The organism is Vaginisenegalia massiliensis, assembly GCF_900604935.1.
Taxonomy (GTDB): domain Bacteria; phylum Bacillota; class Bacilli; order Lactobacillales; family Aerococcaceae; genus Vaginisenegalia; species Vaginisenegalia massiliensis.
In genome coordinates this window covers 117,929-132,212 of sequence record NZ_UWPC01000005.1, presented here as the reverse complement: position 1 = coordinate 132,212, position 14,284 = coordinate 117,929, and the positions used below count along the sequence as shown (strand labels likewise).

The window sequence follows — 14,284 nt, the reverse complement described above, 5'->3', positions numbered from 1 at the left end:
CCAAACTTACAGAATTATTTTTTTTGATACAAAAAGGTGACATTATACGTCTTTAGTCTAAATATGTGCTATGATAAGGAGGCAGTTAAGTCAAGGGTTAAGGAGGTGGTGTGAGTATGAAACAAGAAAAGATTTATAGATATCTTAGCGTGGTATTTGTTCCTATCATGATGATGTTTGTTCCAAGTTCAATAAGTTATGCTCAGACTACCTCGATTCAGGATTATAGTATTAATCATAATCAAGGAATAGTTGAGACAGAACAATTAAACCAACATAGTCAAGCGAGTGAACAAGCAACTACGGTGGCGCTGCCCGCTGATCCACCTGGTTCTTTTGAAGAGCCATCAACCTCCCAAGAAACTTCTCATCCAGAAATCACAACGAACTTTCCCGTCACAACTAGTTCGGCGACGAGTGAAACAAGTTCTGAGGGTAAAACAACGACGGGCAAGGATCGCAAACCACGGACGAAAGAAGAGACAGTTGATGCAACGAGGTCGCTTGCTATTTTTAATCCTAAAGGAACAATTATCGAGAAGACTTTACAATTAAAACGCTATATCCAGTTTTACCAACAGGTTCTCCAGCATAATGGTGTTAATAATCGTAGTAGTCTGGGGAACTTTGTAACACATTGTTTAATTCGAGAATCTTTACAGATGCCACTTTTGCAGAGGGGATCAGATTTACCGGTTGATACCTTGGTGCAGATGTTTGAGATTTGGAACAGCGTGGCTCAAATACTTTTGACTTAACAATATAATATTGATGCTGACCTCGCCTATTTAGCTTCTGGCTAAATAAGCGAGGCTTTTTTGGCTTGAATTTTGCCAACAGGTCAGTTAGTTCCTATGCTATAATGGGTCTATCTTGAAAGAAAAAGGTGACATATGAAGCATTTATCAACGTCAGTTATCGGACAAAACGTGCTCAAATGGCTGCTGATAGTCGGTCTTTTCGTTCTAGTGGGATTACAAGACCTTAATCCCCTAGTCGCGTTAATCGGGCTTTTTTTTATCTATCAAACATGGACAGTTTCATGGAAGTGGGATCGTTCTCTAGGTTTAACATTACTCACTTTTGCGATTATTTTTGCTTTGTTACAATGGTTGTCTTGGACGTTGAATCCTCCGCTTACAACTTATGATCAAATAAAAATTTTAGTTCGGTCTGGTTTTATCCTCATATTTGTTGGCCGAGTATGGAGTCTTTCATTGGCTGACTGGTTTGAAGAAGTCCCTTTATCCAAAGGGCAAGTTTGGCGTTTTTCTGGTCAAGTGGTTTTAGTTTTGCTTCTAGCTTACTTACCCCTTTATCTGGCGTTTGCTCCAGGAAATATGTATATTGACTCGTATTCACAATGGGGACAAGCTTCAGGAGGGATTGCTTATAATGATTGGCATCCATTTTTTTCTACCGCTTTGTTACGTTTATCTTATCTTCTTACTCGGGATAGTCGCCCGTACCTATGGAGCCAGGTGGTCTTGAATATTATTGCCTTGGCTTACTTCGCTAAATGTTTAGTAGAAATGAATGTTAAACGTTGGGTGATTTGGCTTGCTTTGGCTTTTTTCTTAGTGGGAACTGTGACCTTACCTAATATGGTGACCTTATATAAGGATAATATTTATAATTCAGCTCTGTTTATCTGGTTGCTAATGATCTTTAAAGTGGGCAGTAGTCAGGGACAGTGGCTTAAAGGGAAAGGTTATTTAAATAGTTTAGCCCTATTAGCAATGATGATGGTGGTAGCTTTGAGTCGGCATAATGGTCTGTATGTGGTGGCTGCTTCTCTAGTGTTAGGAGTTCTTTTTGCCAAAGGCTTACGTAAGTGGTGTGCAGCTTTTTTAGTAGCCTTTGCTTGTTTGACGGCTTTTTATCAAGGACCCGTTATGAATCATTACCAGGTTACACCAGGCCCTTCTAGTGAAAAATTAAGTATCTTACTTCAACATGTGGGTGCCATTGCCGCTGAGAATCAACCTATTGAACCAATCGACCAAGAAACCTTAGCTCGTATCCTACCAATGGAGCTGTGGGCAGAGAAATATACACCAGCTATGGCTGACCCTTTGAAGTTTCATAGTCAGTTTAAGCGAGAGTATCTTGAGGAACATCAGGCAGATTTTCTGCGGACTTGGCGCCATTTGGTAACGACATATCCTCTGATTGCTGTTAAGGCTCATTTGCAGCAAGTGCGACCTCTCTGGGATATTAATGGATGGGAGCATGGTTTGGCGGGAACGATTATGTTTCACTATATGATTAAGCCAACTAAATCCTTGTATCAGGCTTATGGGCAAGACTATACTTATTCTTTGCCAAGCTTGAGAAAGCAAATAGATCAGCTTAGTTTTGCTTTAAACCCCTATGATCGGAAGACGCGACCTTCGCTTACGCGAGCAGCTGCTTATGCGAGTTTGAGTATTGTAGCATGGTTTATTTGGGCTCTTGTTCGGCGTAAAGGTTTGACTTTAACCCTGAGTCTGCCATTACTTTTACAGATGGGAACTTTATTTTTAGCTATGCCGGCCTATAATATGCGCTATGTGTTGAATTTAATTTATGGGGCCGTTTTTCTGGCCTTTGTGGGACTTTGGCAACAAAAGCAAGTCCAGGTCAGTAGGGTTAGGGGGAGCTTTGGAGGTCAAACTAGCGAGCCTTATTAGCCTATGTTACAATGGGCACGATACGAAAAATATGAGCATGAGGAGTTTAAAATGATTAAAGCGATTATCTTTGATAAAGATGGCACTTTATTTGCCTTAGGAAATATGTGGGACAAGCCAACAGAGTGGGCTTATCGAAAATTACTTAAGCAGAGCCAACTCAATCCAGACCAACAAGAAGCCTTTATGTTGCACATGGGAATTGATCAAGGCAAGATGGTACCTAACTCCTTGTCAGCTGCTGGTTCTATTCAAGATCAAGCTGAGGAATTTAATAAAATTCTTCCTTTATCTACGAAGGAAATTAGTCAAATGCTTGAAGACAACTTTCTAACCTATATTAGTCAACATCCAGAAGCCTTTGTCTTGATGCCAGGTTTAGAAGCAACGTTAGAAACGTTGGCTAAGGACTATTATTTAGGACTGGTTACCAATGATAACTATCGCTTAGCCCAACAGGCTTTAGAAACAACGGGCTTAGCAAAGTATTTTCGATTCGTCGGATGTGCCGATCAATATGCACCTAAACCTAATCCAGCTGCCCTAGAAGCTTTAGCCCAAAAAGAAGGTTTTGCATTTGATGAGATGGTTTATGTGGGGGATTCAGCTTTGGACATGACTTATGGGCGTCTCACTAAAGCAGCTATTGGTTTTGCCGAGCAAGAATCCTACCGTACTTTTTTAAAAGAAGCTGATTATTTAATTGACCATATGGAACAATTACCTGCTCTGATTGATCAGATAAATCGGGAACAAGATTAGGAGGGTGACTATGTGGACCTTAATCGGTAAGAAGACCTGTTCAACCTGTCGAGAAGTGGAAAAATTAGCCAAACAAGTTGGTCTAAATTATCGTTATCGCGAAATCACTCAAGAGATTCCCTCAGCTGACGAATTAGCGGACTGGTTTGCAGCGAGTGGAGAGACGAGTCCTAAGAAGTTAATGAATACGAGTGGCGATAAATATCGGCAAGAAAATTATAAAGATCGCTTGGCATGTCTCCCTTTAGAAGAGCAATGGGCGTTGATTGCTCAAGATGGTATGCTGATTAAGCGCCCCCTTCTTGTTGGGCCGAATGGTCAAGTTTATATTGGTTCAAAAGTGAAAACTTTTTTATCAGAGTTTGAAAAGGGGGATACGAATGTTTAATTGGCAAACACCCTTGACTGCCTCGTGGTCGGACCGAGTAAAAGGTTCCTGGTGGAAAGCGTTAGTGATTATTGCTCTGTATTTTATTGCGCGATCGATTGCGGAATTTAAAGCAATTGCAATGGGGCTTAGAGCGAGTGGTGTAAAAATTACACCTGAAAATCTCAATCAATTAGTGACCAACCAGGAAAAAGTTATGGTTTATCTAACCAAAGTAGAGTGGTTCTATCACGGTCAGGTGGCACTTTTGTGCTTAGGCTTAGTCATCTTAATGATGCTTTTTAAATTAAAAGTCTTTGATTTCCGTCAACTTAGTTGGCGAGGTGTCGGCTATACGGTTCTTGTTTTTATGTTCTTTTATATTTTGCAAATTTTGTACGGATTGTACTTAGAGCATTTCGTGCCAGAATTTAAGGAACCTGAAAACCAGATGTTAATTGTTGGGATGTTTAAACATATGACCCCTATCTTCTTGTATTTGACAATCGCCATTTTTACTCCTATTACGGAAGAATTGATTTTTAGAGCGTTGATGATGAAATATACTTTCTCCTTGATGCCTGTTGTTGGGGCGTTGGTCTCCTCTATATTATTTGCCCTAGTGCATGGACCGGCGGATGTCTATCAATTTTTTACTTACTATTTATTAGCGGCAGGAATCACTTGGGTCTTTTGGCGTACCCGACGAATTGAATACGCCATCCTCTTTCATATTCTGCAAAATTCTTTATCCTTTATCGGCATTCTAGCAAGTATGTAAAAAGTAGGTATTTTAAAATAATAACCGTTACTGATTTCACCTTGACTTCGTGAAAAGTTTGTGAGATAGTGAGTAAGCAAATTTAGGAAAGTTTTTTTGTGGACTTTTCACAATGAAAAGAGGTGAACGCATGGCCGACTACGAATGTTTAGAGACATATCAATTAGATAAAGAATCTGATAAATTGCAAGATGTTTTAACTGACGATCGTTTAGCGATTAAAGCTAATATTTTTAAAGTTTTGGGTGATTTGAACCGGATTAAGATTATGAACGTACTTATGAATTATGAACGTTTATGTGTCTACGAAATCTCACGCTTAATCGATGCATCTGTGGCAACAACATCCCATCACTTGATTACGCTTCGCAGTGTGAATCTTATCAAGTCACAAAAGGAAGGGAAACATGTCATCTATTCTTTAAATTGTGATTATATTGGGAAACTGTTCAACTTTGCTAGTACATCCGTCATGTCTTGTAACAAGTTAAAAGCTGCGATTGAAGCTCAAGCTAATAAAGACTAAAAGGTCCTTAGTTGAGGCTTTCTAAGACAGTGTTGAATATACATAAATTAATCGATTTTATCTAAACGAGCCTAGGTCCCCATGACCTAGGTTTTTTTGTCGATTTATCGTAAATTCGTCTAAAAAAAACAGATAAAGCTCAGACATCATATTCAAACTTTGATATAATGAAGTCAGACTTTTTAGGAGGGATCCTCATGACAAAGGAAGAAGGAATTGGCTGGTCTTGTGTTGATCAACAGGAATTGGATGTTGAAAATGTAAACCAAGAAACATTTTCAGACCCACAATGTGTGGGATGCGTGGATACAGCATTTCAAGTAGTGACTTCAGAAGAAGACTTTCAAGCCTTGCTTAAAGGATTACACGCTGAAGATGAATAAAGGGAAAAGGGGATGAACAATGACAGATAAGGAATTACGGGAAGGTTTTTCCGGTTTTTTACCTGAAGCGAGCTCTTATGAAGCAATTACCGTTGAAGAGGATAAAGACCATGAGTCGCACGTGGTCTTGACTCAAGTAGAAGTCGAATGGGATAAAAAAGTTCCTGAATTCCAATCGAGTCTGCGCAATCGGATTGTCGAAGTTCCTCATGAAATATATAAGGCTTCTGGGATTAAGGTGTTTGGTAAACGAATTAAGTCGCTTTTGTTTTCAACCGATGTGGCCTTGATTCGTAACTCTAATGCGGGATCTGTAATTGCTGTCTATCCATTTACACCTCAATCAGTGATTATGCAAGCAATCATTTCCTGCGCATCTGTGCCGGTGTTTGTCGGCGTGGGTGGAGGCCTAACCACCGGTCAACGAAGTGTTAACTTGGCCTTTCAGGCCGAACAGTTGGGTGCCTATGGTGTCGTTGTGAATGCCCCCATGGCTCCTGAGGTGATTGCCGAGATTAAGGCGCAAGTAGATGTGCCAGTCATTGCAACTATCTCGAGCTTTGCTGACGATTTTATGGCTAAGAAAGAGGCAGGAGCCGATATGTTCAATGTGTCGGGTGGCAGTAAAACGGTTGAATTAGTTCGCCATCTCCGCCATGAATTAGGGCCTGAATTTCCAATTATTGCCACGGGGGGTCCCAATGGGGAATCCATCTTAGCAACTATTGAAGCAGGCGCCAATGCCATTACCTATACACCCCCTACAACGGCAGATATTTTCGCGACAGTCATGGATAAATACCGCGATCGTGTTCATGATGATGAAGCTAGACAAGAGATTGTGGATGAAGAAGCAACTAAATAGGTTAAGATAAATAAGGAGGAACCATATGTTTAATGAAAAAGATTTAATTGCTGTCAATAGCTTACGTTCGTTGAGTGTTACCCAAATTGAGGCAGCTAACTCGGGTCACCCTGGCTTGCCATTAGGAGCAGCGCCTATGGCCTATGCTTTGTGGGCAGGGCATTTGAATATTACAGCTCAAGCAGAAGATTGGCTAAACCGTGACCGCTTTGTTTTGTCAGCTGGTCATGGCTCAGCCTTGTTATATAGTTTATTACATGCTGCTGGCTTTAAAGTGAGTATTGATGACTTGAAACAATTCCGTCAATTGGGTTCTTTAACACCTGGCCACCCAGAGTTCGGCCACACACCAGGGGTAGAAGCAACTACAGGACCTTTAGGTCAAGGGATTGCTCAGGCTGTGGGTATGGCTTTAGCAGAAGCGCATTTAGCTGCTCAATACAATACAGCCGATCACAGTATTATCGATCATTACACCTACGCTTTATGTGGTGATGGCGATTTAATGGAAGGTATTTCTTACGAAGCTTGCTCTTTTGCCGGTAAACAAGAACTAGGCAAGTTAGTTGTGCTTTATGATAGTAATGATATTTCGCTAGACGGTGAATTAAAACAAGCCTTTGTTGAAGATATTAAAGGGCGTTTTGAAGCACAAAACTGGCACTATCAAAAGGTGACTGATGGTAATGATTTGAATGCTATCTCGCAAGCCATTGAAGCAGCCAAAGCGGTGACTAATCAGCCAAGTATCATTGAAATCAAAACAGTTATTGGTTTCGGTGCCCCAAATGCTGGAACGAGCAAAGTCCACGGGGCTCCTCTTGGCGCTGATGCATGGGCTGCAACTAAAGCAACTTACCAATGGGTTGAAGAAGACTTCACTGTTCCCCAAGTGGCTCGAGAATTGTTCCAAAGCAAGATGCAAGAACGTGGTTTTGCTGCTTATCAAGCGTGGCAAGAAGGCTTCAAAGCTTATCAAGAAGCTTATCCAGAAAAAGCTCAAGACTTATTGGCTGCTTTTGCCGGTCAATTACCTGCCAACTATGATCAAGGCCTAACTTATGTTGGAGCAGAAACCAAAGCCGATGCTTCTCGTAACTCAAGTGGTAAAGCTATTCAAGTTTTAGGTCAAAACTTACCATTCTTCTGGGGTGGTTCAGCGGACCTTTCTGGATCTAACAAAACGATGAACAACGCTGATAATGATTTCATGCCAGACAATCGCCAAGGGCGTAATATTTGGTTTGGTGTGCGTGAATTTGCTATGGGAGCGATGATGAATGGGGTCGCTTTACATGGAGGCAGCAAAATCTATGGCGGAACTTTCTTTGTTTTCGCTGATTATCTAAAACCAGCTGTTCGTCTTTCTGCTTTAGCTAAATTACCAGTAACTTATGTTATGACCCATGATTCCATTGCGGTTGGTGAAGATGGCCCAACTCATGAGCCGATTGAACAATTAGCGGCCTTCCGGGCAACACCAAATTTAAATGTAATTCGCCCAGCTGATGTTAATGAAACCTTTGCTGCTTGGAAAGTGGCTGTTGAGTCTCAAGATCGACCAACTATGTTAGTTTTATCACGCCAAAACCTTCCTGTTTTAGCGACTAGTCAAAGTTTAGCTGAAGAGGGGGTTCGCAAAGGGGCTTACGTTGTATCGCCAAGTCAATCACAACCAGCGCAAGGTATCTTAATTGCAACGGGATCAGAAGTGGCTTTAGCTATCCAAGCACAAGCAGCCTTAGCTAAACAAGGTCATGATGTGGCTGTTGTGTCGATGCCATCGCAAAATCTCTTTGACGAACAAGATGCGGCTTATCGTGAGTCAGTGTTACCGCAAGCTGTGAGCAAACGGGTATCCATTGAAATGGCTTCAACTTTTGGTTGGGCTAAATATCTTGGCCATAAAGGAGCAAGCGTCGGCATTGATGGATTCGGCGCTTCCGGACCAGGTGAAAAAGTCATGGAACATTTTGGCTTTACAGTTGACAATGTAGTGAATACCTATTTGAATTTAGATTAATTCTTAACACATTACCCAATTTGCCCCTTGATAGGGGGAGAATTTGGATTAAATCTATCACTCTCGCAAATCGATTCTAGCAGATGCTAGATTCGGTTTGCGTTTTTTTATTTGTTTTTGAGTCTGGAGTCCGTTTTAAGTCCTATTGAGTCAGTTAGGGCTTAACGGTATAATGCGGTTAAGAATAGGAAGGAGGGCGGTCATAATGAAGCATCGACGATTTTTATCAACTGGACGATTAGTAGCGCTTGGCTTAATTCTCCTAGTTCAGGTCATTTGGTTAGTGATTATTTTTTCTAATATAGTTGATTATTCTGTATGGATTAATATTGTCTTCGTTAGTTTTTCTTTTTTGATGATTTTATATTTAATTAATAAGGGGGAGAATCCGGCTTATCAATTATCTTGGATCATTTTGGTAGCTTTGTTGCCAATTTTTGGGGGTCTTTTGTATTTATTGGTCGGTAATAAGCGTCCAACAAAACAACTTTCGCAACAGATTAAAGCGCAATCAAAGTTGCATTGCGAGGGGTTATGCGATTTACCTTCAGTCAAATCAGCCTTACGCCAAATTAATCCTCATTATGAAGGGCTAGCGACTTACGTTGAAAGTCAGACTGGGCTGCCTCTATATTTGGATCGCGAGGTGACCTATTATCCAAATGGGGAATCTTTGATGGATCCTCTTTTAGAAGATTTACGACAGGCAAAAGAATTCATTTTCCTGGAATTTTTCATTATCGATTATGGGGAATTTAGTCATGCTGTCTTTGATATATTGGCCCAAAAAGCAGCTGAGGGACTTGATGTGCGCTTAATCTATGATGATTTTGGCTGTTTGATTCGTTTACCTGATGATTTCGATCAGCAAATGGATCGTAAAGGGATAAAAACATTGAAATTTAATCCTTTTACTCCGGTCATTTCCTTAGCTGTTAACACCCGCGACCACCGTAAAATCGTGATTATCGATGGGAAAGTAGCCTACACGGGTGGGTTAAATCTAGCTGATGAATATATTAACCGTGTTACGCGCTTTGGCTATTGGAAGGATAATATGATTCGTTTAGCAGGAGATTCAGTCTGGAGTTTGACTTATTTGTTTTTAGAGATGTGGAATGCCTATTTTCCTTTGGATGTTCATTTTCGTGATTTTCGGCGTCTGTCCAAGCAAGATGAACCTAGACTGGAATCATATGGAGCGGCCAAGGCTTTCATTCAACCATTTGGCGACTCACCTTTAGATACTGAACCTTTAGCAGAGAATATCTATCGACAAATACTAAATATGGCGACTGACTATGTTTATATTTATACGCCTTACCTAGTGATTTCTTACGAAATGGAAAATGCCCTGATGATGGCAGCTAAGCGGGGCATTGATGTTCGCCTGATGGTGCCGGGGATTCCGGATAAGAATTTGGTTTTCCGTTTGACGAGGTCCTTTTATCCACACTTATTGCATGCAGGAGTTCGTATTTTTGAATATACACCAGGCTTTGTGCATGCAAAAACCTTTGTTTCCGATGATAATATTGCGGTTGTGGGTTCGATAAATCTTGATTTTCGCTCTTTATTTTTACACTTTGAAGTGGGGAGCTTACTCTATTATCAACCTATCATTCAGGATATTCGGCGAGACTTCGAGGATAGTCAAGTTCAAGCGCATGAGATATTTTTGGCGGATACTCACCAGTCACAATTAGGAGAATTGTGGGATGCCGTGCTACGTTTATTAGCTCCCTTTATTTGACTAAGCGTTTTCTTTTTAATTATCGTAAAATTTCAATTATAATATGTCTATGAAAAAGAATGAGTTAAAGTAAACATAGGAAAAAGGGTGAGTGGAATGAAATGGCAAAATATGCGTCAAAGCTCTAATGTTGAAGATGCTCGTAATTCTTCATCTTCCGGAGGGTTTCCTGGCGGAATGATGGGCTCAGGTGGTGGCGGTGGAGGCTTAATTAGTCTGATTCTTTCGATGCTTCTAAGCGGCCGGGGAGGCAAAGGCTTAATTTTACTTCTATTAGTTGTGATGTTTCTGGGTGGAGGCTTGAGCAGTTTAGGCGGAATGTTTGATCAAGGGGGTTCTTCAGTACCGCCAACTGAACAAAGTTCTGGCTCTAATCAAGATGGCCAAACGAAGTCTCAAGATGATATCGTTCAAGAACAAGGTGGCGATAAGGCCACCGATCCTGAAATGGCCTTCTTGTCTGCTGTTTTAGCTTCTACTGAAGATATGTGGGCAGCGAAATTTAAAGAGCATGGAATGGAATACCGTAACCCGACTCTCCATGTCTATAGTGGTCAAGTGAATACCTCAGGTTGTGGTTTTTCAACGGCTGCGGCTGGCCCATTTTATTGTCCTGCTGATGAAAAGGTCTATATCGACTTATCCTTCTATCGGGAACTAAAAGAAAAATATAAAGCTCCTGGTGATTTTGCGATGGCTTATGTCTTGGCTCATGAGGTAGGACACCATGTGCAAAAATTAGTCGGGACCATGGATCAATATGTGAAGTTGAAAAGTCAATTGAATGAAAAAGAAGGTAATCAATTGAATGTCCGGCTTGAAGTCCAAGCGGATTACTATGCAGGGGCATGGGCTAAATATGCTGAACAACAAGGTGTGCTTGAGGATGGTGACGTAGAAGAGGCGATTCAAGCCGCTATTGCTGTAGGAGACGATACCTTACAGAAAGCTGCGTATGGGACGGTTGTTCCGGATAGTTTTACTCACGGATCGGCTAAGCAACGGACAAGTTGGTTCAATCGCGGCTATCAATATGGCGACTTTGAACACGGCGACTCGTTTAATTCCGAAATCGATTTACCGCAATAAGATAATTGATAAATAAAAATAGAGAAAATATTGAAGAGATTTAGTGGCTCAGGGTAGCCGCTGAATCTCTTTTTTTATGAAAGTAGGAGGGTTATACTTTTTTGTTGTGAAGTTGGGATGGCGTATCCCACTATTGAGAAAACGCTTTAATTATGATAGACCCGTCTTATTTTTTTGACTATAATGGAGCTAAGAAAGAGTTTGAGGGGGATGAATATGGACGATAGTTATAAGCCAAGGTTAAATCTAAGTCACAATCCAGTCGTCGTGAAAGAAGCTTTGGTTTATCAAACAACATCACAAGCGGCTTTAGCGGCTAATCGGTTGTTGTTAGAGATATTGGGTTTGAATAGCCAACAGTTGACGGAGTATTTGGAAGAAAAGATTTTGGAAAATCCCTTTGTAGAATTAACTTATCCACAAATTCCAACGTCTCCTTCTAGTCAGAGTGCTTCGAAAGCTCCCGGATCTCATCAGCTAGGTTTACAGGCGCTTTATCGTCCGCAACAGTCTTTAGCTAGTTATCTGTTTGAACAAATCATGCTCTATCGGCAGACTGATATCCGTGATGTCATGGTAAAATTAGTGGATTATTTAGATCAACGAGGGTATCTACCCTATGATTATCAGGAACTGGCAAAGAAACTTCAGCTGCCAACTTGGACTGTCTTGGATGCAATGACCTTGTTTAAACAATTGGAGCCAGCAGGTATTGGCGCATATGATCTACAAGAATGTTTAATGCTACAGACGGAACAAGATGAGTTGTCGCCCTCTATTGCTTATTACTTATTGGAGGCCTATTTTGTTGAATTGGTTAATCATGATTATGATTACATTCAGGCTCAAACGGGCTTTGATGAAGAACAAATACAAGCCTGCGTTAATTATTATCATACCTTGGCTGCTCAACCGGCTAGTTTGTTTGATAATCAAATGAGTGAACGTCCGCTAGCTGATTTAGTTCTCAGCAACCAAGATGATCAGCTTCTGATGAGTGTCAATCATGCGATTATGCCGAAAATAACGTTTAATGATTCTTATTATCAAGAAATGCTCAATCAAGATGATCCGGAATTGAAGGTATATTGTGGTCAGCATCGGGAAGCGTATCAAGCGTTGGCCCAAGCCTTAACATTAAGACAAGAATTGTTAGCCTATGTTACCTATCAAATTATATGGGAACAGGCGATCTATCTTCAGGGCGATTGTTCAACCAAGCAGCCTCTTTCTGCTCGTAAGATTGCCCGCCAATTACAAATTCCAGAATCTTTGGTCAATTTAGCCGTTCAGAATAAAGCCTTATCGATTGAAGGTTTGGTGGTTCCGCTAACGGATTTCTTTAATGCGACCCATCAAGTAGGCCGAAGTCACTTGTCAGCTTTACATATTAAACAGTTAGTATTGAAGTTAATTAGTGACTATCCTGAATGGACAGACCAGCAGATTGCCCAAGAACTTGAAGCAAAGAAAATTATTATTAGTGAGCGAATGGTGGGTAATTTCCGGCAAATGTTAGACGATTAATTCGTATTAAGAGATAGCAAAAAAGCATCCTTTCCATGATATGTACCCTCTTTACTGGACACAGTAAAGGGGGTACATATCATCCAATAGGAAGGGATGCTTTTTTATCGAGCAACAATTTTAGGATATTAAGGTTGGGTTTCAGGTGATTTATCATTGAAGAAGAGCGGTGTTGATCCACTGGACAAATTATAAGGAATAACTTGTTTATTATCTTCATTATAGTAGCAAAGTAAAACCAAACGATTTCCAACTTCTGTGAGAACGGCATTCATCAAATGGATATCATTGTCTTGATCAATTTGATTAGCTTGGCGATAGGTAGATGGGACTACGATGCGGGGTACATAGATATTATCTTGGCCAAGTTTCATTTCAATTTGATCGACTTTGGCACCCAAGCCACTAAGAGCAGCATCTTGATCAAGGCTTGTTTGCAAGTCAGCCAAAATTTGTTGGTCTAGAGGCGTTTGGGAGTTTTTCTTTTCTTCAGGTGAAAATTTATCCGTATAATATTGGTCTAAGGCGGCTTGGATATCGGCTAGGCTTAGACTGGCTGGGGTGCTTGAAAGACCGTATTCAGATTGGCCCATCACCTTTTCTTCTTTAAAGAGAGGTGTGTGGGCATTTTCTTCGGCTAACTTTTGTTTAGCCGCCTGATCCAAAGTGGTCACTTCTTGAGTGGTGGAGTGAAGGCTCATTTGATTGGACTGAGCTTCTTTTGGATTTTTAGGTGCTAGGTTAAGGCTCGTCGGGTGAAGATAGAGCCATAAGAGACCAGATAAAGCAATGAGCGAGACAATAAAGAGCGTTATTTTTTTATACATAAGATGATCCTTTCGTGGTTCAATTTTTAGCATTTGGCTTAAGCCATTCCGCCCTATTGTAGCAGATTTATCGCCAAAATAAATAACAGCTTGATAACATTATTGTATCATCTGCGAATTTAGGTGAGGAAGGGTGCACCATTTTTTTCTTGCAATATTCAAATGAGTCTGTATAATTAACCTCGTTAATAGTTAACTATGTTAATCTTTTTAGAGAAAGGAAGATGGTCATGGAGCAAGCTGAGCTTGTACAGGCTTTTTTTCAAATGAAAGGGCAGGTCTTTCATGTTCATTTATTTGAGGCAGTTTCCCCAATTCCCAAGAGCGAGTTTTTTATTTTACATCAGGTGACAGAAATCAACAAGCGTCATGAAAAAGCATCAACATCACATTTAGCACAATGCATGAGCGTATCAAATCCGGCCATTTCACGTACAGTAAAAAATTTGGTCGAAAAAGATTGGCTAGTTCGATATGAAGATGATCAGGATCGGCGCAATATTACTTTAGAGCTGACTGAGCAAGGGCAAGCCATCTATCAAGAAACCGTTAACCGGGTTAACCAGGCTTATGGTCAAGCTCTTAATCAGATTGAGCTAGCTGATTTAAACGCCTTTATTGAAACGGGTTATGCTTTGGCTCGAGCGATGGAAAAAGTCAAAGCTAGCTATCAGCAAGACAATAATCAAGCAGAATAAAGGAGTGACTA

General features: G+C 40.6%; 14 protein-coding genes. 13 read left to right on the top strand and 1 reads right to left on the bottom strand.

What is annotated here, in order from left to right:
• The first annotated feature begins 116 nt into the window (after positions 1-116).
• From EIH20_RS04885 to EIH20_RS04830, 12 genes are all read left to right on the top strand, one after another.
• A complete protein-coding gene (locus EIH20_RS04885; protein ID WP_124058333.1) occupies positions 117-758 on the top strand; it encodes a hypothetical protein in 642 nt (213 codons plus the stop codon).
• A gap of 135 nt (positions 759-893) precedes the next feature.
• Positions 894-2,672, top strand: coding sequence for a DUF6020 family protein (locus EIH20_RS04880; RefSeq protein WP_124058331.1), 1,779 nt, complete (start codon positions 894-896; stop codon positions 2,670-2,672).
• A 51-nt stretch (positions 2,673-2,723) separates the two neighbouring features.
• Complete coding sequence (locus EIH20_RS04875) at positions 2,724-3,434, top strand: HAD family hydrolase (protein WP_164470868.1); 711 nt, start codon at positions 2,724-2,726, stop codon at positions 3,432-3,434.
• A 10-nt stretch (positions 3,435-3,444) separates the two neighbouring features.
• Positions 3,445-3,822: an ArsC/Spx/MgsR family protein gene (locus EIH20_RS04870; RefSeq protein ID WP_124058326.1), complete on the top strand. Its 378-nt coding sequence runs from the start codon at positions 3,445-3,447 to the stop codon at positions 3,820-3,822.
• A complete protein-coding gene (locus EIH20_RS04865; protein WP_124058324.1) occupies positions 3,815-4,582 on the top strand; it encodes a CPBP family intramembrane glutamic endopeptidase in 768 nt (255 codons plus the stop codon). Before EIH20_RS04870 ends, EIH20_RS04865 begins: the two co-directional genes overlap by 8 nt.
• Before the next feature lie 130 nt (positions 4,583-4,712).
• Entirely contained in the window at positions 4,713-5,108 is a 396-nt protein-coding gene (locus tag EIH20_RS04860) for an ArsR/SmtB family transcription factor (RefSeq protein WP_124058321.1), read from the top strand.
• 197 nt (positions 5,109-5,305) lie between these two features.
• Positions 5,306-5,491, top strand: coding sequence for a hypothetical protein (locus tag EIH20_RS04855; RefSeq protein WP_124058319.1), 186 nt, complete (start codon positions 5,306-5,308; stop codon positions 5,489-5,491).
• Between the two features lie 19 nt (positions 5,492-5,510).
• Entirely contained in the window at positions 5,511-6,356 is an 846-nt protein-coding gene (locus EIH20_RS04850; protein ID WP_241152387.1) for a beta/alpha barrel domain-containing protein, read from the top strand.
• Positions 6,357-6,381: 25 nt separating this feature from the next.
• Positions 6,382-8,379 (top strand): transketolase, encoded by a 1,998-nt coding sequence (gene tkt / locus EIH20_RS04845; RefSeq protein WP_124058317.1) that lies wholly within the window; start codon positions 6,382-6,384, stop codon positions 8,377-8,379.
• Between the two features lie 205 nt (positions 8,380-8,584).
• On the top strand, positions 8,585-10,132 hold the full coding sequence (cls, locus tag EIH20_RS04840; RefSeq protein ID WP_124058315.1) for a cardiolipin synthase: 1,548 nt from the start codon (positions 8,585-8,587) through the stop codon (positions 10,130-10,132).
• A gap of 96 nt (positions 10,133-10,228) precedes the next feature.
• Complete coding sequence (gene ypfJ, locus EIH20_RS04835; protein WP_124058313.1) at positions 10,229-11,221, top strand: KPN_02809 family neutral zinc metallopeptidase; 993 nt, start codon at positions 10,229-10,231, stop codon at positions 11,219-11,221.
• Positions 11,222-11,437: 216 nt separating this feature from the next.
• Positions 11,438-12,748, top strand: a complete 1,311-nt coding sequence (locus EIH20_RS04830; protein ID WP_164470867.1) for an RNA polymerase factor sigma-54 — start codon at positions 11,438-11,440, stop codon at positions 12,746-12,748.
• A 128-nt stretch (positions 12,749-12,876) separates the two neighbouring features.
• Here EIH20_RS04830 and EIH20_RS04825 read toward each other — a convergent pair whose 3' ends face one another.
• The gene (locus tag EIH20_RS04825; RefSeq protein WP_124058309.1) at positions 12,877-13,575 is read right to left on the bottom strand and encodes a hypothetical protein; all 699 of its coding nucleotides are present in this window, start codon (positions 13,573-13,575) and stop codon (positions 12,877-12,879) included.
• A 230-nt stretch (positions 13,576-13,805) separates the two neighbouring features.
• Here EIH20_RS04825 and EIH20_RS04820 point away from each other — a divergent pair, with 230 nt between their 5' ends.
• The gene (locus EIH20_RS04820; protein WP_164470866.1) at positions 13,806-14,273 is read left to right on the top strand and encodes a MarR family winged helix-turn-helix transcriptional regulator; all 468 of its coding nucleotides are present in this window, start codon (positions 13,806-13,808) and stop codon (positions 14,271-14,273) included.
• The last annotated feature ends 11 nt before the right edge of the window (positions 14,274-14,284 follow it).

Excerpts from the sequence above, each read along its gene's own strand:
- EIH20_RS04885 (WP_124058333.1), top strand. The coding sequence starts at position 117 with ATGAAACAAGAAAAGATTTATAGATATCTTAGCGTGGTATTTGTTCCT.
- EIH20_RS04880 (WP_124058331.1), top strand. The coding sequence starts at position 894 with ATGAAGCATTTATCAACGTCAGTTATCGGACAAAACGTGCTCAAATGG.
- EIH20_RS04875 (WP_164470868.1), top strand. The coding sequence starts at position 2,724 with ATGATTAAAGCGATTATCTTTGATAAAGATGGCACTTTATTTGCCTTA.
- EIH20_RS04870 (WP_124058326.1), top strand. The coding sequence starts at position 3,445 with ATGTGGACCTTAATCGGTAAGAAGACCTGTTCAACCTGTCGAGAAGTG.
- EIH20_RS04865 (WP_124058324.1), top strand. The coding sequence starts at position 3,815 with ATGTTTAATTGGCAAACACCCTTGACTGCCTCGTGGTCGGACCGAGTA.
- EIH20_RS04860 (WP_124058321.1), top strand. The coding sequence starts at position 4,713 with ATGGCCGACTACGAATGTTTAGAGACATATCAATTAGATAAAGAATCT.
- EIH20_RS04855 (WP_124058319.1), top strand. The coding sequence starts at position 5,306 with ATGACAAAGGAAGAAGGAATTGGCTGGTCTTGTGTTGATCAACAGGAA.
- EIH20_RS04850 (WP_241152387.1), top strand. The coding sequence starts at position 5,511 with ATGACAGATAAGGAATTACGGGAAGGTTTTTCCGGTTTTTTACCTGAA.
- tkt (WP_124058317.1), top strand. The coding sequence starts at position 6,382 with ATGTTTAATGAAAAAGATTTAATTGCTGTCAATAGCTTACGTTCGTTG.
- cls (WP_124058315.1), top strand. The coding sequence starts at position 8,585 with ATGAAGCATCGACGATTTTTATCAACTGGACGATTAGTAGCGCTTGGC.
- ypfJ (WP_124058313.1), top strand. The coding sequence starts at position 10,229 with ATGAAATGGCAAAATATGCGTCAAAGCTCTAATGTTGAAGATGCTCGT.
- EIH20_RS04830 (WP_164470867.1), top strand. The coding sequence starts at position 11,438 with ATGGACGATAGTTATAAGCCAAGGTTAAATCTAAGTCACAATCCAGTC.
- EIH20_RS04825 (WP_124058309.1), bottom strand. The coding sequence starts at position 13,575 with ATGTATAAAAAAATAACGCTCTTTATTGTCTCGCTCATTGCTTTATCT.
- EIH20_RS04820 (WP_164470866.1), top strand. The coding sequence starts at position 13,806 with ATGGAGCAAGCTGAGCTTGTACAGGCTTTTTTTCAAATGAAAGGGCAG.